General features: G+C 50.8%; 13 protein-coding genes. 5 read left to right on the forward strand and 8 right to left on the reverse strand.

Annotated elements, in window-relative coordinates:
- Nucleotides 1-254: 254 nt before the first annotated feature.
- From ACFSUS_RS11660 to ACFSUS_RS11690, 7 genes are all read right to left on the reverse strand, one after another.
- The gene (locus tag ACFSUS_RS11660; protein WP_381522682.1) at nucleotides 255-1,142 is read right to left on the reverse strand and encodes a sugar phosphate isomerase/epimerase family protein; all 888 of its coding nucleotides are present in this window, start codon (nucleotides 1,140-1,142) and stop codon (nucleotides 255-257) included.
- 82 nt (nucleotides 1,143-1,224) lie between these two features.
- Nucleotides 1,225-3,216 carry a glycoside hydrolase family 97 protein gene (locus ACFSUS_RS11665; protein ID WP_381522684.1) on the reverse strand — a complete coding sequence of 664 codons (1,992 nt, stop codon included), beginning with the start codon at nucleotides 3,214-3,216 and terminating at the stop codon, nucleotides 1,225-1,227.
- Between the two features lie 57 nt (nucleotides 3,217-3,273).
- Entirely contained in the window at nucleotides 3,274-6,051 is a 2,778-nt protein-coding gene (locus tag ACFSUS_RS11670) for a glycoside hydrolase family 2 protein (protein WP_381522686.1), read from the reverse strand.
- Nucleotides 6,052-6,141: 90 nt separating this feature from the next.
- A complete protein-coding gene (locus tag ACFSUS_RS11675) occupies nucleotides 6,142-7,662 on the reverse strand; it encodes a RagB/SusD family nutrient uptake outer membrane protein (protein WP_381522687.1) in 1,521 nt (506 codons plus the stop codon).
- 19 nt (nucleotides 7,663-7,681) lie between these two features.
- Nucleotides 7,682-11,086, reverse strand: a complete 3,405-nt coding sequence (locus tag ACFSUS_RS11680) for a TonB-dependent receptor (protein WP_381522689.1) — start codon at nucleotides 11,084-11,086, stop codon at nucleotides 7,682-7,684.
- A gap of 204 nt (nucleotides 11,087-11,290) precedes the next feature.
- Nucleotides 11,291-12,430: a FecR family protein gene (locus tag ACFSUS_RS11685; protein ID WP_381522691.1), complete on the reverse strand. Its 1,140-nt coding sequence runs from the start codon at nucleotides 12,428-12,430 to the stop codon at nucleotides 11,291-11,293.
- A 115-nt stretch (nucleotides 12,431-12,545) separates the two neighbouring features.
- The gene (locus ACFSUS_RS11690; protein WP_381522693.1) at nucleotides 12,546-13,166 is read right to left on the reverse strand and encodes an RNA polymerase sigma factor; all 621 of its coding nucleotides are present in this window, start codon (nucleotides 13,164-13,166) and stop codon (nucleotides 12,546-12,548) included.
- A 590-nt stretch (nucleotides 13,167-13,756) separates the two neighbouring features.
- Here ACFSUS_RS11690 and treZ point away from each other — a divergent pair.
- Genes treZ through ACFSUS_RS11705 form a run of 3 tightly spaced genes read left to right on the forward strand, consistent with a single transcriptional unit; the run spans nucleotide 13,757 to nucleotide 20,872 of the window.
- Nucleotides 13,757-15,646 (forward strand): malto-oligosyltrehalose trehalohydrolase, encoded by a 1,890-nt coding sequence (treZ, locus tag ACFSUS_RS11695; protein WP_381522695.1) that lies wholly within the window; start codon nucleotides 13,757-13,759, stop codon nucleotides 15,644-15,646.
- Nucleotides 15,639-19,853: a malto-oligosyltrehalose synthase gene (gene treY / locus ACFSUS_RS11700; RefSeq protein WP_381522697.1), complete on the forward strand. Its 4,215-nt coding sequence runs from the start codon at nucleotides 15,639-15,641 to the stop codon at nucleotides 19,851-19,853. Before treZ ends, treY begins: the two co-directional genes overlap by 8 nt.
- Before the next feature lie 23 nt (nucleotides 19,854-19,876).
- Nucleotides 19,877-20,872, forward strand: coding sequence for a TIGR03885 family FMN-dependent LLM class oxidoreductase (locus ACFSUS_RS11705; RefSeq protein ID WP_381522700.1), 996 nt, complete (start codon nucleotides 19,877-19,879; stop codon nucleotides 20,870-20,872).
- 44 nt (nucleotides 20,873-20,916) lie between these two features.
- Here the strand turns inward: ACFSUS_RS11705 and ACFSUS_RS11710 are convergent, their stop codons facing one another.
- Nucleotides 20,917-22,638: an alpha-amylase family protein gene (locus tag ACFSUS_RS11710; protein WP_381522702.1), complete on the reverse strand. Its 1,722-nt coding sequence runs from the start codon at nucleotides 22,636-22,638 to the stop codon at nucleotides 20,917-20,919.
- A gap of 207 nt (nucleotides 22,639-22,845) precedes the next feature.
- On the opposite strand from ACFSUS_RS11710, the gene ACFSUS_RS11715 reads away from it, so the two are divergent.
- Nucleotides 22,846-23,553, forward strand: coding sequence for a DUF421 domain-containing protein (locus ACFSUS_RS11715; RefSeq protein ID WP_381522704.1), 708 nt, complete (start codon nucleotides 22,846-22,848; stop codon nucleotides 23,551-23,553).
- Between the two features lie 9 nt (nucleotides 23,554-23,562).
- On the forward strand, nucleotides 23,563-24,255 hold the full coding sequence (locus tag ACFSUS_RS11720; protein ID WP_381522706.1) for a DUF421 domain-containing protein: 693 nt from the start codon (nucleotides 23,563-23,565) through the stop codon (nucleotides 24,253-24,255).
- Nucleotides 24,256-24,332: the final 77 nt, after the last annotated feature.

Genomic DNA, 24,332 nt, shown 5'->3' on the forward strand with positions numbered 1-24,332 from the left:
TGAGCCCAGAATACTTAATTAAAGCAGTACCCAACGGAACTGTTTGGAGTAAATCGTAAATCAATTTTCGCAGACCATCAGCGTACTTATTGAGCCCATTGCTACGTATACTGCCTCATCAAACCGCTATTTTTAATCAGTAAGCTTAAGCCTAAGTATGAGTCGTTGTTTAGTAGCCTACAGCTACTAGGCACGAAGAATACTGGTTTCACTGGAGTTGTTTGGCTAGATAAAGAATCAATTTTGGCAGTTATTTATGCGTCCGCCAATTGTTGCTTGACAACCGCAATACCACGCTTTACCTCACTATCAAAATCGGTCCAGTTGCATTCCAGCGATAAGCCTCCCTGGTAGTTTATTTGTTTTAGAGCCCGGAAATAAGGTTTGAAATCATCACCTTTCACACCAGGAGGAGTACGGCTTTGTTTTTCTGCCAGGTGGCAATGCACGATGTACTGACCGTACTTGACGATCTCCTCCGGTTTTTCGTCCTCTTTGAGCATATGATAGATATCGCACTGCAACCGGAACCAGGGGTTGTTTACGGCCTGAATGATTTCTACACCTTCGGCCAAACTGTTAATGAAATTTGTTTCACCCCGGTTAAGCGGCTCAACGGCCAGCGTAACGCCATGTTTCTCGGCTAAGGGAGCCATCTTTTTGCAAAGAGCAATGTGTTGAGCTTTAGCAGTGGCCCGGTCGAAACTATTCGGAATAGCCCGCGAACCGCCACTTCCGAATACAATGTTTTTCGAACCGCATTCTTTAGCCCGCTTAAGGGCTAGGTCGGCTCGCTGTAAGATGGCCTCGTGGTGAGTGTCCGGTCCTACTGACTTCAAGCTCCCCGGGAAAAAATAGATGTAAGACCGAACCGGGAGACCTTCAGTTTTCTGGGCCAGTTTATTTTTCTCGTATTGCGCATCGCCCTGGTCCGGTATCAGAAATCGGCCTACGCTCTCCTCGACGAAGGAATACCCTAACCCCTTCAATAACCCAGCTTTGTCGTAGGACGTACAGACCCCCAATGGCAGTGAAAGCTGGGCAGTGTTCGTATTTAGGCTAATATGTTCAGCCATTGCATTGACTCCGGCTATCCCGGCCATCATGCCAGTGGCACACTTTACGAAATTTCTTCTTTTCATTTTATAGAAATAAACAATGCTTAATTGAAGGAACGATCTGCAACCAGAGAAGCCGTTGTTAGATAGAAGGCATTCCCTCTTATTATTTTGTTGGCTCAATTCGGGCCGCCCAACCACCACCGGGAGCGAGGTGTATAGGAAGCTTCTGACCGGATGAAATTTTCGTGACCTCCTTTTTGTAATCGGTTCCGTCACGGTCGGCATTGATACCATCCCGGAATACTTCAACTTGATAATTTCCGGCTGGCAGAAAGGAAAAATCCAGGGTCAGGTCCCGCGCCGTCCAGTTAGTCATAGCGCCCACAAACCAGGAATCGCCTTTCTTACGGGCTAGGGCAGCGTATTCGCCGACTTTCCCATCCAGCGGTACGGTTTCATCAAACGCAGCCGGGATTTTGGTCATAAAATCGGTGCATTCCTGCTCCTTAATGTACGTTGTCGGGCTATCTGAAAGCATCTGGAAAGGCGCTTCAAACACCACAAATTGGGCCAGTTGATTGCTACGCGTGCCCTTAGCCAGGGGTAAATTGTTAATGGGTCGAAAATTGGCCTGGTTTACGTTTCGAAATGCCCCCGACGTATAATCCATCGGTCCCGCCATCATGCGGATATAGGGAATACTCACCGTATAGCGGGGCTGATCCTCGTTGGCCCACTTGAAGTTTTCCAGACCCTTCACTCCTTCGTAACCAATGACGTTGGGATAGGTCCGCTGGAGTCCGGTCGGTTTGAACACGCCGTGGTAATCGACCATCAGCTTGTTGTCAGCCGCGGCTTTGGCGATATCGTACAGCGATTTGACGGCTACCTGATCATCCCGGTCGATGAAATCAATCTTAAAGCCTTTAACGCCCATCTTCGCGTAGTGCGGAAACGCTTTGTCCATCTGCTGGGTAATGGTGTACCAATAAGCCCAGACCACAACCCCTACGTTTTTCTGCTTGCCATGGTCTACAATCTCCTGGAGGTTCAGGGCGGGATTAATCGTTAAAAGGTCCGCCCGATCCGACCAGCCGGCGTCGATGACGATGTACTTTACCCCATTCTTGGCGGCAAAGTCAATGTAGTACTTATAGGTTTCGGTGTTGTTGCCCGCTTTGAAATCGACGTGCGAAATGGTTCGGCTACTCCACCAGTCCCAGGTAGACTGCCCGGCCTGAATCCACGAAACATCCGTAATCCGTGATGGTGAGGCCAGTTTCTGAACAATATCGTTGTTGAGCAAGTCTTTGTCCTGCTCGCTAATCGCAATAGCCCGCCAAGGGAAAGAGCGGGTGCCTGCAGTTTTGGCGATGTACTCAGCCCGTTTAGTGGGAATAAAGTTCATGTTCCCGGAGCCACCTAACTGGGCTTCCAGCGGGTAAGGTGCGTAAACGCTTTTGAAGCCTTTCTGCGTCTCATTCAGGTTCACGTACATGCCGGGGTAATCTTCCAGATCGGCCTCCAGCAATACCACTTTCTTGTTCTGCCCTACATCGACCAGCAGGGGCAGAAAAGCCAGGGAATCTTTCGGAAATTGAGACAGATTGATTTCGTGATACAGGGCTTCAAACGAGGAGTTAAAATTCTGTCCGCCCCGGTAATCCCATTGAATCGGAATAAAAGCTTTGTGGTCGTCGGTAAAATTGAACGTTGCTTCTTCGTTTTTAATGATCAATTCACCTTTTTTCTTGGTGGTAAACCGGTACGCTACGGCATCATTATAAACTCGGAAGATGACGCCATAATCGCCCTTACAATTCAGAGTAAGTTGGTGATATTGATCCGGAATGCGAGCCTTCTTATAGTTGATGGCCGTGATGGTCGCATTAATCTTGTCGACTTTTGAGTTGGTGACTTTTGGCTGGCTGCCCAAAACAGATCCATCTTCTAATTGCAAGGAAAGAACAGATGGCGTAAGGATTTGCTGTCCCTTGTGTGAAACCGACCATTGCAATTTATCGGTAGCAGAAACATGAAGAGTAATATTCCCATCCGGCGATTTCAGGTCAAACTCTTTTGACTTCTGCGCATTGAGGAGCGTACTCGTGAAAACAAGTAAAAAAGCTAATAATGCCCACTTTCTTTTTGTCATGATAAAATAGTTGTAGAGGGTAAGATGGTTTATTGTCAGTGTCATAGATAAGATGCATTACTGGTTTTTCTGGGACCGAAAATCAAAATAGAGCACGCCACTAAACGTGTCTAAGCCGCCATTGGCAAATGTCAGGTTGTTCTGGCTTTGTGGACCGAGGGTTTCTTTTTTCTGGGTTTTGGTGCCCACGGCCGGAATACCGTGCAGAAACGAAATGCCGCCCGACGCCGGATAGGTCGCCACCGACTGCGTACGGGCAGCCGCCTTCGGAACGGTCGGGTTGAGTAAATGCAGGAATAAATTATCGGTGGTTGTAAAGACCCGAATGTTGCCTTCTTTGGTTTGCAGGGTGCCGCCGTAAAACTGGCTGTAGTAGCCTTTGAACTCTGGATATTCCCAGCGCTCGCCCGTTACAGCGTCGTTGTACGTCTTCTGCCACTGATCCAGCGTGCCCCCTTTGAGCCGGTTTTTGTACACGCGGTAGGGGCCGTTGGCCAGCAATTGAATCCCGTTCACCTGTGCTTCGGGGTACGCGAAATTGACGCCCAGGAGCTCCTGTTCGTTTTCAGGTCGGTATTGATACCGGAGTTCAAGCCAACCGGACGGATGCATTGTCCAGGTGGCCCGGAAGCGGTTCTTGCCTTCGTACCGGCTTTCGACCACGTGCGTTCCCAACGTATCATAGTGGCGCATAGACGCAAAGGTGGCCTCTCCACCCAGCAGTACCGGACCGTTAGCCAGCGAGAACGTACGGTCGCGGTGTTGGGCGCTCAGGAGCAGGCCCGTTTTCTTGTCCAGCGTCACCGCTACCTCATTGGCCGTCATCGTGAGCTGATCGTTTTCGTCGCGGACGGCTATTGAACCCGTGCCTTTTTCTACAACGCGCTTGGTTACCTGATCTGGGCTTGTAATCGGCCAGGACCAGGTGCAGATGTCGCGGCCGTACTGGTCTTTCGCGCTGACGTAGAGCACGTCGTACTGCCGCCAGGTGGCCGGTAATGCTAGTTTCAACGAGCCTTTCTGACCAGGTTCCACGCTCGGGGCGGTGGCTTGTCCGGCCAGGGCTTGTGGCGCAGTACCCAAGGCGCCCGAAAACTTCTTCAACTGCCAGCTAAACCGACACCGGTTCAGGTTGGTGAAATGATAGCGGTTCTCGATTGTAAACTGGCCGGTAAAGGCCTCGCTGACGAATTGTTTGTCAAACCCGATGGGTGCCCAGACTTCCCGAATAGTATAAAAACTGCCTTCCTTCTCCCGGTAGGGCCCTAGTATGCCATCAGCGGCCGAGTTACCTTTGGTGTCGAGTTCACCGTTCTTGTCGGTTCGCACGATGGCCTGATCGCAGAAATCCCACAAGAATCCACCTGCCGACAAGGGATTACTCATCATTAAATTCCAGAAATCGTCTAGCCCCGCGCCGTGGCCCCCGTCGTATAAGCCGTGCAGAAACTCCGTGGGAAAGAATACCTCGTTACCGTTGAAAAAAGTGTTCAAGCCATAGTTATAGCCGATGTAATGCTTGGTGTTCATGCCATTGACCAGACTCCAGGGGTGAATGACGGGCCGTTTCTGGATGTCGTAGCGCGGGTAATCGGGGAGCAGATCAAAATTAAAACCGCCTTCGTTGCCGTTGGCCCACATGACCACGCTCGGGTGGTTGATATCGCGTAGGATGAGTTCTTTGACCAGCTTACGACCAACCGGCGTATCGTAGGGCGGGTACTGCCAGCCCGTCAATTCGTCGATCACGAACAGGCCCAGCGAGTCGCACACCTCCAGAAAGTGCTTATCAGGCGGGTAGTGCGAACTGCGCACGGCATTCATGTTCATATCTTTAATCAAATTCGCATCCTGAATGCTGACTTTGCGATTGGTCGTTCGGCCGCTGGTGGGCCAGAAAGCCCCCCGATTCACGCCTTTGAACCGGATCTTCTGGCCATTGACGTAAAAGCCGTCGTGCCGACGTAGTTCAACGGTACGGAACCCAATCGTTTCTGTTACGGTGTGAAGCAGGGTTGCGCCTTGTTTGAGTTGCACTGCCACCCGGTAGCGGTTCGGGAACTCCGACGACCATAACGCTGGTTGGCTGACCTGACCCTTTAGCCGAACCACAGAATCACCGGGCTGCACGGTAGCCGAGAAGGGGTTGCCGAAGGGTTTACCATCCAGCGTGGTCACCTGCGCGATGACGGTAGATCGCCCTTTGAGTGCTCCCGGAAACGCATCGATGCTCACGGAACCATCCGCCTTGGCGTCGATAGCGATGCGATCAAGGTACTGAGCGGGGTAAGCTTCTAAAAAGACCGGCCGAAAAATGCCACCGAACACCCAGAAATCGGCCGTGCGCTCGGCTTCGTTGACGGTTTGATTCGCCGATACTTTGTTTACCTTCACTTCCAGCAGGTTCGGTTGGCCGACCTTCAGCAAGGGCGTAATGTTGTAGCGGAAGCGATAAAAAGCGCCCTGGTGAATCGGCCCCGCCAGTTGCCCATTAATCTTAACCTCGGTGTCGGTCATTGACCCGTCGAAAACGATAAACACGGGGCGGTTTTGCCAGCTTGCCGGTACCGTGAACGAGTGCCGATACAGACCGGCTTCGTCGCGGTCTTCCTTTTCGTACCCGTAGGTGTAATTGCCAAAGCCGTGAAATTCCCAGTTCGACGGTACCGGGATGGTAGTCCATTGGCCGCTGTTTCGGCCGCGGGTGCATTGAAATTCCCAGTTTATAGTATTGTCATTGCCCGTGCCGGACAGGTATTTAATTTCGGTTTTTTGCGCCACCACCTGGTGAGCCAATAGCAGTAAGAGAGACAAAAAACGCGAGCAAGAACGCATAGAAAATAAGAGACAATTAAGAAAAATGAGTAAAAACAAGTCCTTTCCTCCACGGAGAGACTTAGCTTCTATAGATGAATTAACAGGTGATTATTTCCAGGCTGGATTCTGGGTGATGTTCGGATTTGTATTCAATTCGCCCTGGGGAATCGGGAAATACGCGTGTCGTTGCAGGTTAAAAAACTCGCGCCCCTCCTTATCGCTGTTCTTGATTTCCTGTTCGAGCAAACCCCACCGGCGAAGATCATAGAACCGCTGCCCTTCGCGGAAGAACTCGACCATCCGCTGGTGACGAAGTTCGGCCATGAGCTGGTCTTGCGTGTAACCCGTTGGCAAATCGGCCAGTTTCGCCCGTTGTCGGATGCGGTTGATTAGCGGATACGCTTCGGTCGTTTTGCCCTGCATGATCAATGTCTCGGCATACAGCAGAAGAATATCGGCGTAGCGCAGGGTTTTCTCATTGATCTCCGACACCTTGACCCCTTCATCGACATCCCGGAAATTCTGGTACTTTTTAATCCGAGATAGTTTGCCAAATACTACAGTAAACTGGCTATAGGGCTTCCGGTAGAACGTAGCGCCGGGGTAGTCCCATATTAACGATGCGTACATGCGCGGGTCAACGTCACCGGTCATGGTTTTTTCCTTCTGAAATTCGGTAAACATTTTGTTGGTTGGGTACGCCTGGAACCAGCCCGCCACTTCCGTTGGGGCAAAAGCCTGCGCCGTGGTTGACCCCTGAGTTTCAATCGCGTTTTCGGTTCCCGACAGATCCTGACCACCCACGTTCTGGTTCTGCACCTCGAACAGCGATTCAACGTTGTTGTCTTTCTCTTTCAGGAAGTTATCTTCGTAATTAGCCAGCAGATCGTAGGTAAACGGAGCCTGCGCTTGCCCCGTTGGCTGAGCCAGTAACTTAAATTCAGCTTCGGCCTCAGCCCATTTCTTCTGATAGACGTAGGATTTAGCCAGATAACCAATGGCGGCTCCTTTGGTCGCCCGCCCAACCCACTGGGCCGGGTAAGAAACGGGCAGATTAGCTTTGGCTTCCTGTAAATCACTGACAACCTGTGCCCATACCTGCTCTTCCGGCGATTGTTGCGGGAAGTACGCGGTCCGGTCCTGCGGAACTTTTGTGATGATCGGGACAGCCCCAAAGTTGGTCACTAAGAGATGGTAGTTGAGCGCCCGCAGAAATTTAGCTTCGGCCACGTACTGCTTTTTCAGCTCATCAGAAATCTGGGCGTTCGGGGTGTTTTCAATAATCTGGTTGGCCCGGAAAATGCCCGTATAACAACCCGCGAAAATGTCGGCCGGAACGCTCGTCGTAGGCGTGTTCGAGAACGTCGTGAGCTGGTACATATCCTTCGAATCGTTCCGGATAAAAAAGTCATCGCCCCGGCCGTTGACCATCTGAACGCCTTTGTAGCCCCAATAGCCCCGAAACGGTGTCCGCAGTACTTTGTAAGTAGCCGCCAGTCCGGACAATACGTCGTTTTCGGTTTTCCAATAGTTTTCCTGCGTAATAACGTTCGGGTTCACCTGCGTTAGCTCCTTGGTGCAGGCCAGGAAGGAGCCCGACAAGAGTAGCGTTAGGATATATCGTTGCATAATGGGTGCGGGTTTAGGGTCAGAAAGTAAGTTGTAGGCCAGCCAGCGAAGTGCGGGCCAACGGATAGGCGACATGACCAAAGTCAACACCCCGGTCGAGCACCGAGCCACCTCGTCCTATGTCCGGGTTATGCCCTTTATAGCTGCTGACGGTAAACAGATTATCGACGCTCAGGTACACGCGGCAACTCGAAATTTTAGCCGATTTCATCAACGTTTGCGGCAGCGTATAGCCGATTTGCAACGTCTTAAACCGCAGATACGAGCCGTCTTCGAGGAAGCGGTCCGATGTTTGCGAGTTCAGGTTTGGATCGTTGATAACGGCCCGGGGCATATCCGACTGGTTCTGTGGAGTCCAGGCGTTCAGCGTCGACCTGGCGTAGTTCATCTCGATGTTCATCCCCTCCAGATCCTGACGCAGGCCGTTGTAGATCTTGTTGCCATACGTGCCTTGCAGGAACAGGTTCAGATCAAAGCCTTTCCAGGCTGCGTTCCCCCCAAAACCAAACGAAAACTTGGGCGTTGGGCTACCCAAGTATTGCCGGTCGTTCTGATCAATTTTGCCGTCGTTATTGTAATCCACGAACCGGACATCGCCGGGTTTCGCCAGGGGTTGAATCAGACGCCCCTCTTTGGCATAGGCGTTAATCTCATCCTGGGTATTGAAAATACCGGCCGTTTTGATCAAATAGAACGCCCCCACCGGATAGCCCGCCTGCGTCACCGTAGCCGATCCCCCCGTGTGCGTCGGTATCCCCCCGAAGATTTGCTGTGTGCCCGTTCCTAATTTGTCGACCGTGTTGTCGATCGCGGTAAACGTGCCGGTGAGCTGATACCTAAAGTCTTTTGCAGTGCCGCTGTAATTCAGGGCTAACTCAACACCCCGGTTTGTGATCTGACCCGCATTGACAAAAGGGCTGTTGGCGTTGGCTCCCGTCGATAGCGGAATCGGCACCTGCAATAGAATGTCCAAATTACGCCGGACGAAATAATCAGCCGTTAGGGTCAGTTTGTTCGCGAAAAATCCCCAGTCCATCCCCATATCGAACGTTTTCGACGTTTCCCACTTGATGTTGGGCGTCGCAAAGGCCGTCTGGATAGCTCCTGACCATAGGTGCTGGTCCTGCCCAATCACGTAGTTGGTATTTAGGTTAATGGCCGGGCTATAGCGATAATCCGCAATTTCCTGGTTACCCAGTATGCCGTAACTGCTCCGAATTTTCAGGCTGGAAACCACGGACCGCAGCGGCTCGAAGAATTTCTCGTTGGATGCGTTCCAGGCCAGCGCCACCGAAGGGAAGTTACCGTACTTATAGGCTGGACCAAACCGCGACGATCCGTCCCGACGAAACGTACCGGTGAACACGTACCGATCATCGTAGGAATACACCAACCGCCCGAGATACGACAGCAGTGCACTTTCCAGCTGACTGCTGCCAGCGGCTATGTTCGTCGTCCCGGCGTCCAGCACTTCTACGCCCATGGGCATACCGCTTTTGGAACCACTCAGTCCCCGGTATCGCCCGTTCTGAAAGGTGTAGCCAGCCAGCGCCTGTACCGAACTCTTGCCAAATGTTTTGGTGTACGTCAGTGTGTGTTCCTGCAGAAAAAAGTTTGCTTCGTCCCGGTTTTCGCTTAAGTCAGCGTCCTGATTGATGAACAATGCCCCCACCGCATAGGGGTAGGTGTACGTGTAGGTGTAGCCGAACCGGTTCGTATAGCCTAAGTTGAAGCGGTAATTCAGGCCGTTGACGATAGACACATCAGCAAAGGCATTGATAATGGCCGTCGTTGACGTGTACTCTGGGATTTCCAGATTCAGTTGCGCCACCGGGTTGGCCACGTTGACGACCGGACCATAAGCGCCACCGTAACCACCCACTGCCCTGGGATCATAAACGTTGAACACCGGAATCATCTTGACGGCCGAGCCGACCGGATTACCACCCTGACCACCCCAGCCACCGGCCATGTTCCGCCATTGCTCCCGGGTCAGAATAATGGTTTCGCCAATCTTAACCCGCCCCTTGGTGAAATCCGATTTGATACGAAGGTTGTAGCGGTCATAATTGGTTTTTTTAACGATGCCTTGTTGGCCAAGATAGCCACCGGATACGCTATAGGTGTTATTCTCACCACCACCGCTCGCGCTGAGCACGTAGTTCTGCATCGGAGCGACCTGGTAAATTTCTTTTTGATAATCGGTACCCGCGCCCAGCGATTCTGGATTTTTGGCAATATCCAAACGGGCCAGACCAGCCGCATCGTGGGCCGCATTATTGACGGTCGCCCACTCCTGGGCGTTGAGCACGTCTAATTTTCTGGCGACATTCTGCACGCCATAATACGCGTTGAACTCCACTCGGTTTTCGCCTTTCCGACCCGATTTGGTCGTGACCAGCACCACACCGTTGGCGGCCCGCGATCCGTAGATAGCAGCCGCCGATGCATCCTTCAGGATGTCCATGGAGGCAATATCGGTTGGGTTAAGGTTATTGATATTGTCGACCTGTACGCCATCGACGATGTAGAGCGGATTGTTGTTGTTCAGCGATCCCGTTCCCCGAATGAGGATGCGTACACCCGAGCCGGGGCTGCCCCCCGCCGATTCAATCTGCACACCCGCCACCCGCCCCTGGAGTGACTTTTGCACCGTGCTGGCTCCCTGCGTGATGATGTCGTCGGCTTTGATGGACGAAATAGCACCGGTTACGTCTTGTCGGCGTTGGGTGCCGTACCCGACCACGACGATTTCCTGGAGATTATTGGTGCCTGATATCATCTGCACATCCAGCGTCGAGCGGTTACCCAGGGAAATTTCCTGCTTTTCGTATCCTAGAAAAGAAAACGCCAGGACCACGTCGCCATCCGGAGCCCGCAGCGAGTACTTTCCCGCAGCGTCACTGCTCGTGCCTCGATTGGTGCCTTTCACCACTACGCTCACGCCCGGCAGACCTTCTCCTTTTTCGTCTGTAACCATACCCGTTACCTGTCGCTCAACGATTGCTTCGTGTTTAGACAGTGTCGCCAATCCGTCTTTTGCATCGGCTAACCCCACCGCTTCGGTCCGGTTCAGCATAATCAGGTTTTCCGACACTTCATAGCTAATACCCAGTGGTTTAAACACCCGGTTAAGTAGATTAGACAGTGGTTCGTTCTGTGCGCTAATTGTAATGAGTCGGCGTGCCTGAATCATTCGGGAGCTAAACACAAATCGAACGCCCGCTTGCTTTTCAATCGCATGAAGCACCGCGCGCATTTCTTTGGTCTGATGCGGCAAGGTTATCTTCTGGTCCAGAAGCGTCTGCGCCCTTCCATCGATGGCATAGGTCGCTCCGACGAACAAAACAGCCGTGACCAACTGAAAAAACGTGATTTTCATAGCCTTATAGAGGGCTTTTCTAGAGGGTAAGGGTTTTTCCATACCTTCGGTATGTTTTGTTGGATTAGGAATATTGGGCAAAACACCCCGTCGTCTCGCTGGAGATATAGTTAGGCAGCCACCAAACTATCGGGGAATCCGGGAGGCCAACGATGTTCCAGCACCGTCGGCCTCTATTCTATAATTGGCAATTGGTCCGTTTCAGCTGTTACATACGCAAATGGGTTAGCTTTCGGGGAGTCAAACTTATTGGCATCCCTTGCTCTTAATGACAATCTGGCCATCGACGACCTCGTAGCTGGCTTCAATTACTTTACAAATGGCGTCCAGCTTGGCAAATAAAGGCTGGGTGGTTAACGTCGCAGTCAGCGGACATTTGGCCAGGACTTTTTCGTCAAATTGAATATCGACCCCGTAGGTTGCGGCCAGTGTTTTAAACACTTCGCTGGCGGGCGTATCGTCAAACGCAAACGTTGCGTTGCTAAGGTCTGGAGCCATAACGTCTGACTTGTTAACTAAAGATTGGCTCATTCGCTCCTCCTCCCGGGCATACACGATCCGCTGATTAGGCGTTACCACGACTCCTGTCAGGTTTTGACCGCTGACTTTTGGGCCACTCTCCGGATCAGCCTGGGCAAACACCGACACCCGGCCTGTTTTTACTTCGACCAGTATTTGAGGGTCCGTATCGCGGGCGCGCACCACAAAGCTGGTACCCAGCACTTTGGTCAATAACTCATTGGCGTACACCAGGAAGGGCTTCTCAGGATTCTTGGTTACCTCGAAGAATGCCTCACCCGTTACGTATACCTCCCGGCGGGCAGTGGAGAAAGTAGGCGCGTAGCTCACCCGACTGCCCGGCTGCAACATCACCAGCGTTCCATCGCTTAGTTTGACCGGCATAGCTTTGCTGGTGGCGTTCACGGTTTCAACTAGTTTCTGAGATTGGTTAGCAACAAGTTGCTCGTAGCTTATCGTCTTCCTGTTTGCCAAACCAACCAACGACTGCTGCTTTACCCAGAGCCACCCGGCCAGACTAACAATAACGAGAATGGAAGCCGCCACGCGCAGCCATGTCCGGCGGTAGAGCGGAACGACCGGTGTATTATCCTCTTTAGTTTCTGGGTTAGCCACTGGATGATCGGGTAAACGATCCATCGTTTGCTGAACAGCGCGTTGAACTTCCAGATCAGTAAGAAGTAGCTCGTGGGGTGTAACTGCCTGCACTAATCGCCTGGCTTCGTCAACATGGACGACTTTTTCGGGGTGTTCTGTCAGCCAGTCTTGCCAGAAGCGTTCGTCGTCGGGTGTGGGAGCAAGCACCCACCGGCGAAAGGCGTCATCCCAAAAGAAATCTTCCGGCAAGTAGTCTTTGTACGTATTCATATCAGATTCGGCAGCTCTACATTATGCGATAGACGAAAAAGCCGCTCTGATACCAATAATTTTTCTACTTTTTTGAAAAAACTATAAATTACTTCTGCTTGTGGAGACGACGACGTTAAAAGAGGAGGCAATTTGACAGGAGCAGTATGATTACTTTTATCGTCCAATGCTGCCGTAACTGCTTAAGAGCTAGTTGGATAAGATTAGATACCGTTTGAGGGGCGACGTTCATGACCTCGGCAATATCATTGCGGTCCATCTCCTGAAAAAATTTCAGGTAAATCACTTCTTTTTGCCGGTGTGGCAGTAAGTCGATGAAGTGAGTGAGCTGTCTTGCCCGCTCGCGCGATGATTCCTGTTCAATGAGGGTCTCTTCTACGGAAAATTCTAGTATGAAAGCCTCAGTCGCGTTGCTCACTTGATTGGTTGTGCACTCGTCAACGAACGGCACTATTGGTAAACTGCGGTGCATGTGCCGACGCAGCGACGCCATCAGGTAGGGCTTTAGGGCAATGTCGGTATTCAGTGATGTCCGATGCTCCCACAAATAAAGAAACAGGTCCTGTATGCAGTCTTTAACAAACTCCGGGTCTTTTGAGAACTTACTACCGTAATGGAAAAGCACCCGGAAGTGAGTCGTCATTAATGTTTCAAACGCTGATACGTCGCCCGTTCGAAAGCGCGTCCAAAGCTGGTGCTCTTTTGAATGAATAGAAGTTTGTCGGGCAGGGTCCATGGGTTGTTGATAGCAAAGCAATGACAAAATAATAAATAATCTTCGCAAAAGGCTATCATTAGTTCAAAGTACTGAGGCTGTTGAGCTTTATTGCTCTATTATTTCATGTTAAAAAACGCTGTAAATGACTTAACACGTAAGCTGATGCCGCTATCCAGGTACTGATCCCAACAATACGAAGCAACAAGCGGTCTTTACGGTTACCAGGCAGTAGATGTAGGTTGTTTGTAATTTAAGTAAAGCGACCCTTCCGTCCGGAAGGGTCGCTTTATTGTTTTTATGCCCTATGAGTCCACATTGCTAGAGTTGATTACTACTATTTTACGTATTGATAATGAACACTTTGTTCCTCCGTAAGGTAGTATGTTGACGAGTAGGAGTTACACTTTTATGTAAACGTTGGCCCATTGGCTTATTTCTTAGTCAGTCTTTATAAACATAATCTAGTTAAAAAGTAGTTAAAACGAAGTAGTGAGAGATATTTAGATAATGGCCCTTTGGTACGGCTAAGTTGACTGCCTGGCGCAGGTTGATTTTGGTCGGGCTGATGGGAGCAGGCTCGCAAACGCCTGCACAGCTTCTTAGATGTTATGGAAAAGGAAATACGTGTAGAAAAACGGTTAGTTGGTGTAACGTTTACTACCGAAGGTGAAGCCGAAATACTATTATGGGCGCCACAGGCCAAGCACGTAGCGGTTAAAGTCTATGGACACTCGGCGGCTCTGCCCTTGAAATCGGAACAATTCGGATATTGGTGCTGTAAAACAAATCAAATTCACCCCGGCGACTTATACGAATTTGTGCTCGATGGAGAAACTAAGCGCTCCGATCCGGCGTCGCTTTGCCAGCCTCAGGGCGTACATGGTCCGTCGCAGGCGGTAGACCTTTGCAGTTTTGAATGGAATGATCAGAGCTGGCCTAATCTGCCGCTGGAAGATTACCTCATTTATGAGCTTCATACAGGTACATTTACCCCTGATGGTACGTTTGAGTCTCTGGAAGAAAAACTGGACTATCTCAAAGCGTTGGGCGTAAACGCTATTGAGATTATGCCCGTAGCTCAGTTTCCCGATTCCCGGAATTGGGGCTACGATGGCGTGTTTCCGTATGCGGTGCAGAATTCATACGGCGGAGCCAGTAAGCTGCAACACCTGGTGGACACCTGCCACGCTAAAGGCATAGCGGTGGTGCTGGATGTGGTGTATAACCACTTTGGGCCGGAAGGCAACTATTTTAAAGATTTTGGGCCATACTTCACAGGTAAGTATTGCACACCCTGGGGCGAGGCTATCAATTTTGACGATGCCTGGTGCGATGGTGTCCGGCGCTATTTTATCGAAAATGCGCTCATGTGGTTCCGTGACTTCCACATTGATGCGCTGCGACTCGACGCCGTTCACGCGATAAAGGACTTCAGCCCAACGCATATTCTGAAAGAAATCAGGCGACACGTCGATCAGCTCATGGAAGTAACCGGACGCCGTCACTACCTGATTGTTGAAAGCGATCTGAACGATCCGCGTTATATCAATCCGCTTTCCGAGCATGGTTACGGTATGGACGCTCAGTGGATGGATGAGTTTCACCACGCCCTGCGCGTTGCGGTGGGCGAAGAGCGGACAGGCTACTACGCTGACTTTACGGGTATCAAACACCTGGCCAAGTCGTACCAGGATGCTTACGTATATGACGGGCAGTTCTCGGAAGAACGGCATCGCTTTTTTGGGCAGAAAGCCGAAAATAATCCGGGGCAGCAATTTATTGTGTTTTCCCAGAATCACGACCAGATTGGCAACCGCAAGCTAGGCGAGCGTTCGAGTCAGCTCTATAGTTTCGACACGTTGAAACTGATGGCGGGTGCCGTTATGGTTAGCCCCTATTTACCGATGCTGTTCATGGGCGAAGAATGGGCCGAGTCGAATCCGTTCCTTTACTTCGTAAGTCATACCGACCCCGAGCTGGCGGAGGCCGTCCGGCAAGGGCGCCGGGAGGAGTTCTCGTTCTTCGACGAAACCAACGAGGTGCCTGACCCAATGGCTCACCTTGTTTTTGAACAATCGAAGCTTCAATGGGATTTGTTAGAACAGGAGCCGCACCAAACCATGTTTCGATATTATCAGGCGCTGATCGCATTACGTAAAGAGCAGCCCGCCTTACGCCACTTGAATCGAAAGAACTTGACAGTCAGTGAACAGGAAGGGCAGCAAACACTGGTTCTGCACCGTTGGCACGAGGATCAGCATGTGCTTTGCCTAATGAACTTTGCCCAGGAGCCGCAGCAGATTAGTTTGCCAACCTTAGGTCAGTCGTGGCGTAAACTATTCAACTCCGCCGATTCGCAATGGAAAGGACCGGTAGATCCGTCTGAACCCAGTTTAAATGGCGTAGAGACAAGCAAAGCGCCTGAGGCTGCGTCAGATGGTAGTACCCTTACCATAGAACCTGAATCAATAGTCATCTACACGCAAAGTCATGAATAATCCGGTTGCTACGTACCGATTGCAGTTTCATAAAGAGTTTACCTTCACCGATTTTGAGCGTATCATTCCTTACCTCTACGAACTGGGCGTAAGTACTGTTTATGCTTCTCCCATATTCGAAGCCGTACCGGGCAGTACGCATGGCTACGATTCGGTCAATCCACAGCGTATTAACCCCGAAATCGGTACAGAAGCGCAGTTGAGGGCAATCAGTAAGCGACTTAAAGAACTGGGTATCCAGTGGATACAGGACATTGTGCCGAACCATATGGCGTTTCATCCCAAAAACACGTGGCTGATGGATGTGCTGGAGAAAGGCCAGCTGTCATTGTATGCTTCCTTTTTTGACATTGGTTGGAACAGCCCCATTCATCAGGGGCGGCTGATGGTTCCTTTTTTAGGGGCATCGTTAGAAGAAGTTATTAACAAGGGCGAACTAAAGGTTGATTACCAAGACCAACGGCTCGTGCTGGCGTATTACGACTCGGCTTACCCGGTTCATCTCCGGTCGTATGGCACGGTGTTGCAAGCGGGCAAGGATAAGTCGGTCAGGGAGCTTCAGGAACTGCTGAACCAACTGCCGGAGCTGACTCAAATTGAAGAAGTCGATGTATATGCTCTGCGGTCAGCTGAGTTTCAGACTCAGCTGGCAACTTTGGTGGAGAAAGCGGCCGTCCGGGCGTATCTTGGTGCTTGTCTGACCGCTGTAAACGATGATCCAGCGTTACTGAAACAAATTGCCGATGAGCAGGCGTATCGGCTGTGCCACCATGCCGAAACCGATACGCAAATCAACTATCGCCGTTTCTTTACTGTCAATGGCCTGATATGCCTCAACGTTCAGGATCAGGCGGTTTTTGAGCATGTGCACGAACGGGTAAAATTATTTCTTGAGGAAGGCGTATTTCAGGGTGTTCGCGTCGATCACATTGACGGCCTCTATGACCCGACCCGATACCTGGAACAGTTAAGAGAGTTAGCGGGCGAAGACGCCTACATTGTGGTTGAGAAGATACTGGAAACCGGCGAAGAGTTACCCGCCAACTGGCCCATTCAGGGCGAGACGGGCTACGCGTATCTGTCGCTGGTTAATAACGTATTCACTAGAACCCGAAGCAGTGCAAACTTCACTAAATTCTACCACAAGCTGCTTGGCGAAAAGGTGAAAATTAATGAGGAACTGCACGACAAGAAAGCGTACATCCTCAACGAGCACATGCAGGGAGAACGGGAAAACCTGACGCAGCTTTTCCTGGATCTGGACCTGGTCGATAAAGAAAAACTGGCAACGGTGCCCGCCGATACGCTAAGAGCGGGTATTGGTGAGTTCCTGATCCAGTGCCCGGTGTATCGGTATTACGGTAACCGACTGCCGCTGGTTGAGTCAGAAGCTGAAGCGGTACGGAACATTATACGTCAAATTCGGGCCAGTAAGTCAGCGTTAGCCCCGGTCATGGATGTGCTGGAGGAAGCTATACTGACTAAGCCATCTTTGAACGACGAGGCCTATAACAGCCGGGCGCTACGTTTCTACCAGCGTTGCATGCAATTTACGGGGCCATTGATGGCGAAAGGAGTAGAGGATACGCTCATGTATACCTACAACCGCTTCATTGGGCACGATGAAGTCGGTGATTCGCCAGAATTCTTTGGCCTGAAAGCAGACGAGTTTCATCAGAAAATGCTGGATCGCCAGGCGCGCTGGCCGCTGTCAATCAATGCTACGTCAACGCACGACACCAAACGGGGCGAAGATGTGCGCAGCCGCCTGAACGTGTTGACGGACCTAACCGACGATTGGTTTGCCGAAGTCGAAGAATGGCAGGAGCTCAACGCTGATTTAAAGGAGAATGAGGCCCCCGACGCCAACGACGAATACTTTATTTACCAAACGCTGGTAGGGGCGTATCCGATGCCAGATCAGGATGAGGATAACTTTCCGAACCGCCTGACCGAGTATCTGGAAAAAGCCCTGCGCGAAGCTAAGCGGCACTCCAGCTGGAACGCGCCCAACGAAGCGTATGAAGGAGCCACCAAGAATTTTGCGCTAACCTTACTGGATCAGAAGCGGCCCTTCTGGAAGCGGTTTCAGGCGTTTCATCAACGTATTGCCGACTTTGGCATCGTGAACTCATTAGCTCAGGTTGTCCTGAAATGTACTTGTCCCGGCTTGCCTGATGTGTATCAGGGCTGCGAGTTCTGGGATTTTAGCATGGTTGACCCGGATAACCGTCGGCCGATAAATTTTGAGCAACGTGAAAAGGCGCTGAAGACTTTGTTAGCTGGCGGTACTGAAAATATATGGTCTGAATTATGGGAGAATCGATACGATGCGCGCATCAAGCTTTGGTTGGTGCATATTCTGCTGAACGAACGTAAACAACAACCCGAGCTCTTCGCTAATGGTCATTACGTTCCGCTTCAGGTAGCTGGCCGTCATAAGCAGCATGTGCTGGCGTTTGCCCGTCGTTATCAACAGACCTGGTACGTGGTGGCGGTGCCGCTGGGACTCGCCCAGCTGATTGATCCGCAAGATGGTTTGGATGCGCTGGATTGGCACGACACCCGCATCGTCCTGCCCGATTATGCCCCCGATCAATGGGAACATCGGCTTATAAAAGCTAGTGGTAAAGTCGAAAAAGGCATCGCTGTAAAAGACATTTTCGGCGATGTGCCGCTGGGGCTGCTAAAACTGGAAAAATCACCCACCAAACGAAGCGCTGGTATCCTGCTGCCCATTACATCGCTACCTTCTCCCTTTGGTATTGGTGACTTTGGCCCCGAAGCCAGAATTTTCGCCGACTTCCTCAGCCGGAGCCACCAAACGTATTGGCAATTGCTGCCTATTAATCCGGTTGAGTCGGGGCAGGGGCACTCGCCTTATAGCTCAAACTCGAGTATGGCAGGCAGTCCGCTGCTGCTGAGTTTAGAGATGATGGTAGACGAAGGCCTGCTCGATGCCGAAACCGTATCTAACCATCGGCTACAAGCAGAAAACAAAGCCGATTTTAAAGGCGCTAAAGAGATTAAAGAAGCGCTTTTTGATGAAGCGTATGAAAACTTTAAGAGTCATGAGTCAGCCGCCCAGCAGCATGATTTTGAGTGGTTCTGCGAACAGGAAGCGTATTGGCTCGACGATTATGCTCTTTATTCGGCGCTAAAGATTCATCATCAGGATGCCGCCTGGTTTCAGTGGGAGGATGCGTTCCGGCTGCGTGAGGCCGAAGCCCTGCAAACCTTTGCCAGTCAGCATGAAGAGGCCATCGAGAAAGTAAAGTGGCTTCAATTTCTGTTCAGCAAGCAATGGAAATCGTTGAAAGTGTACTGTAATAGCCTGGGTATTCAACTGTTCGGTGACTTGCCTTTTTATGTGAGCTATGATTCGGTCGATGTGTGGGCTAACCCTGACTTATTCAGCGTCGACAAAGACGGTAAAATGACGGGCGTAGCAGGTGTACCCCCTGATTACTTCAACGACGATGGCCAGCTTTGGGGAATGCCGGTCTTTCGGTGGGACGTATTGAAAGAGCAAGGGTATTCGTGGTGGATACAACGCCTTCGTAAAAACATGGAGTTGTACGATCTGCTTCGCCTGGATCACTTCCGTGCCTTTGCCGATTATTGGGAGGTACCTGCCAGCGAAAAAACCGCCGTTAACGGTATTTGGAAACCGGGCCCCGGTGCTGATTTTTTTCAAGCAGTACAGCAAGCTTTGGGGGAGCTACCGTTCGTAGCCGAAGATCTGGGGGATATTAACGAGGCTGTTTATGAGCTTCGGGACGAATTCAACATGCCCGGTATGAAAGTCGTGCAATTTGCTTTCGGTGAAGATATGCCCCAGACCGTGAACATTCCTCACAACCATACGGTGAATTCGATTGCGTATACTGGTACGCACGACAATAATACCAGCCGGGGGTGGTACCAGGAAAATGCCAGTAAAGAAGAGCGTAAACGACTGGATCAGTACGTAGGGCGGCCTGTATCGGCGGACGATGTGCATATAGCACTGGGTAGGATGACTTACGGTTCAGTAGCAAAAATTGCCATTCTGCCGATGCAGGATGTGCTCGGCTTAGACGAAACCGCTCGACTCAATACGCCCGCGTCGCCCAGCGGCAACTGGGAATGGCGAATGATACCCGAACAGCTCTCGCCAGCTAGTGAAGAGCAGCTACGGGAGTGGGTAAAGATTTATAATCGATAAGCAGCAGCTAGTGCTCAACGGATATGAATACACTTAAAATAGGCTATCATGCATCACATGAGCAGTTCAAGCCCAGTACGTTGCTAAACTATGTGCAACTGGCTCAGCAGGCAGGATTTACGGCCTGTTCGTCGTCTGATCATTTTCACCCCTGGAGCAATCGGCAGGGCGAAAGTGGCTTTGCCTGGTCGTGGTTGGGGGCGGCTTTGCAGGCGACCTCGCTTTCGTTTGGTGTTGTCAACGCGCCCGGCCAGCGCTACAATCCGGCCATTATCGCTCAGGCAGCAGCTACCTTGGCCGACATGTTTCCCGAACGTTTCTGGATGGCTGTTGGCACCGGGCAATACCTCAATGAGCACATTACGGGTGATAAATGGCCAACGAAAGATGAACGTAACGCGAGGCTGAAAGAGTGTGTAGACATAATTCGAGCGTTGTGGGACGGCGAAACCGTCACGCATAAAGGCTTGGTAACGGTGGAAGACGCCATTCTGTACTCCCGTCCGGCTGTAAAGCCACTGATTTTTGGAGCTGCTGTAACGAGCAAAACAGCCGAATGGGCAGGCGGCTGGGCCGATGGCCTGCTAACCATTTCGCAGCCAATGGATCAACTACGCGAGGTAGTGGAGGCCTTTCGGCGGGGCGGTGGCGAAGGTAAACCCATGCATCTGAAAGTGCAGCTTTCGTTTGCAGATACCCACCAGGCCGCTCAACAGGGCGCTTACGATCAATGGCGATCCAACATTTTTCCGAACGCCATGCTAACCGAGTTGAAGCTGCCCGAACAGTTCGACATGGCCGGTGATTTAGTTAACCTGAGCGAGGTAGATAAGATGGTCTTGATCGCGGCCGATACGAATCAGCACCTTGACTGGCTGCAGGAGTATGTGGACTTAGGCTTCGAGCAATTGTTCTTGCACAACGTCAACTTAGATCACGAGCGGTTTATCGATCAGTTTGGTCAAAAGGTGCTACCTGCGCTGCATAAGCAAAACTCACTAATTGGGGCTGCTGTATAACATATAAACCATGATGACAGATCGCTGAATCTGCCATCATGGTTTCACTTTACCTCATACCAGTTGTAGCCGTACTTGCCCAAAGCAATAACATACTGGCCATTGCTACTGGCTTGTTGCCGGCTTTTGTCGAGAAGGCTGGTCAACGAACGCACCGGTTTTTTCTTGAGTTGTAACTGAACCTGTTGTGCGTTTTTGCTGAAGTTGTGAACCATCAGCACGGAGCGGTTCTGCCACTCGTATTGCATGGCCAGTACGCTCGGCGAACCCGTATCAAGCAGGTTCCAGTCGCCCCAGCCAATTTCGGGATGCTGTTTGCGCAGTTGAATCATCGTCGTCAGCCAATTAAGCAACGAGGTTGAATCCTGGCTCTCGGTCACTACGTTCACGCGTTGGTAACTGTAAGGGCCCTGACTAATGACGGGCCGGACGGTTTTAGACGCGGTCGAAAATCCTGCATTACGATCTGTTGACCATTGCATGGGCGTCCGAACGGACAAGCGCTCTTTCAGGCGGAGGTCATCGCCCATGCCCAACTCTTCGCCGTATCGAATGGCAGGCGCCCCTGGCATAGACAGTAGCAGGCTGTAGGCTAACTCGATCTGCTGCCGATCGCCGAGCATAGAGGCCAGTCGACGGCGAATACCCCGGTCATACAGTTGCATTGACTTGTCGGGGCCAAACTTATCATAGACTTTATTCCGTTGGCTCTCCGTGAGTCTGCCCAAGTCAATTTCATCATGATTCCGCAAGAAATAAGCCCATTGCGCCGTAGGCGGAATCCCTTTAGTCTCTTCCAGGGCTTTGGTAAAGGGTTTTAGCTCGCCGGTTGCCAGAGCATAGAACAGATGCTGATTAGCGTAGAAGTTAAACATCATCTGCATGCCCGTGCCTTGTTCGCCAAAATAAGGTTTCTGCTCTTTGGGATCTACGTTGGCTTCGCCCAGCACCATGGCATCGCCCTTGCGCCACTGAACGAACTGGTGCATTTGCGTAATCAATTCAAACTGGTGTTCCGGGTCGTTAGGGTCGTCGCCAACTTTTTCGATGAAAAACGGAACGGCATCCAGCCGAAAACCCGACATGCCAGTCGCCAGCCAGTAACCGATAATTTTTCGGACTTCGAGCTGAACAGCCGGGTTCTGCGCATTCAAGTCGGGTTGAAAGTTGTAGAAGCGGTGGAAGTAATACGCTTTGGCTTGCTTGTCGTAGCTCCAGGTTTCTTTCTGAACGCCCGGAAATACCATGCCCTTATCCCAGTTTTTGGGCCGTTCTTCCGACCACACGTACCATGACCGATACGGCGACTTCTCGTCTCGCCGGGCCTGCTGAAACCACGGATGCTGATCGGATGTGTGGTTAATGACCAGGTCCATAATCACCCGGATATTACGCGCTTTCGCCTGTTTCATAAACTCTTCGAAGTCGGCTCGGGTGCCAATGCGGCTGTCTATTCCGTAAAAATCGGCGATATCATAGCCGTCGTCACCATCGGGTGTTGGCTGAAACGGCGAGAGCCAGATCACATCCACGCCGAGCTTTTTCAGGTAATCCAGTTGTTGGATAAGCCCCTTAAAATCGCCAAATCCATTGCCGTCCGAATCCTTAAAAACTTTTACGTCCAGGTTATAGATTAGGCTGTTTTTATACCATAGCTCTTTAATGAAATCGGGCGGAACGGCCGTCGCGACGGTGTCCTGGGGATCTTTTCTCTGGCATTGTACGAGCACAATGGTGGTGCACAGAATAAAAAGTAATTTTTTCATGAATGGAATGATGGAATACCTTACTAACTGCCTGGCCAGAGATTCCGTTAAATCGTGACTGTCTGGCTTTATCAATGGCCAGCCACCGAGCTGGTAGTAAGGGTGTGTCTGTCAGGCTACAGTGTTGGTCAACAAATGATAAATTATGCAATAAAAGACAACCAATTCTATAGAATAAAGTTATAATTAAGGTAGAAAGGACACGTGATGAAGAAAGAGGAGATTCATTTAGCTGATTGGCAACGCATTTTATTTGGTGTGGCCCCACCCGAATTTTTGTTGGAGACCTTGATCCGGGCCATACTCATTTACTCGATTCTGCTGGTTGTTGTGCGGCTGCTGGGTAAGCGAATGAGTGGGCAGCTTACCATAACAGAAATGTCAGTTATGGTTACAGTAGGGGCTATTATTTCTCCATCGTTGGAAGCACCTGACCGTGGTATTTTGCTCGCCGTAGTTGCCATGCTGTGCATGATGGTGTTTCAACGGGGCCTAACCTGGCTGGAGTTTAGAAACAAAAAATTTGAAAACATTTCACAAGGCGAGACAACGATACTCATTAAAGATGGTATTCTGCAACTGGGTAATATGGCCGATACGAAAATTACTCGGCAGCAAATTTTGGCTCAGTTACGGGCAAAGGGGATTTATAACATTGGCGAGATAAAGCGCTTGTACATTGAAGCGTGTGGAGCCTTCAGCATTTATAAGTTAAAAGAACCCAAACCTGGCTTATCAACCTTGCCCCCCGACGATGAGTCGGTTCAGGCGATACAGTCCTGTGCAGATGACGTGGTAGCCTGCACAAATTGCGCCAAGGCCGTACCCGCTCAACAACAAAATAGTCTTTGCCCGGTCTGTGGCGAACAGGTATGGACAAAGGCTATCCAGCCAGTTAGCGAACTTGCTAGTTAATCAACGTGTATGAAACCCGAAGAGATCCACATAACTGATTGGATGCGCATACTACTCGGCGAAGTACCGGGTGAATACTTAATAGAAATAGTAATTCGGATCACATTCGTGTATTTGCTGCTGATGGTGTCCATGCGGTTGATGGGTAAGCGAATGGCGGCCCAGTTGAGCCGCAATGAACTGGCGGCTCAGGTATCGCTGGCAGCAGCCATCGGTATGCCCATTCTTGCCCCGGACCGGGGCTTGCTGCCAGCGGTTGTCGTGGCGCTTGTGATCGTGTCTATTCAGCGACTCATAGCAAAACTGGCCTTTCAAAACCAACGTTTTGAGGCCATTACGCAGGATAACATCAGCACGCTGGTCGAAAACTCCATTCTTCATTTAGACAGCATGCAAAACGTGCGGATTACCCGTGAACGGCTCATGGAACAGCTTCGTTCGGCGGGCATGGAGCATCTGGGACAAGTGAAACGCCTGTATATTGAAGCTAGCGGAAGCTTTACGCTTATAAAAAATGAACAACCCGAACCCGGTCTTTCAATCATACCTGAGTCTGACCCCGATTTCAGAAATGCGCAGAAGAAAGCTCCCGATACGTTTGTTTGCCACAACTGTGGTAACCCAAGGCAAACATCCGCAAAACCTAGCGAGCCGTGCGAAAACTGTCAGGATAAAAACTGGGTACGGGCTGTGGAGGGCTAGCTTATTCGTAAGCGTGAGGCCTTTACGCCAAATCAGTTAAGCAATTTCCAGAACTATTTACCTTCTTCGGGGTGAAA

The sequence above is a fragment of the Spirosoma soli genome, assembly GCF_042684525.1.
Taxonomy (GTDB): Bacteria; Bacteroidota; Bacteroidia; order Cytophagales; family Spirosomataceae; genus Spirosoma; species Spirosoma soli.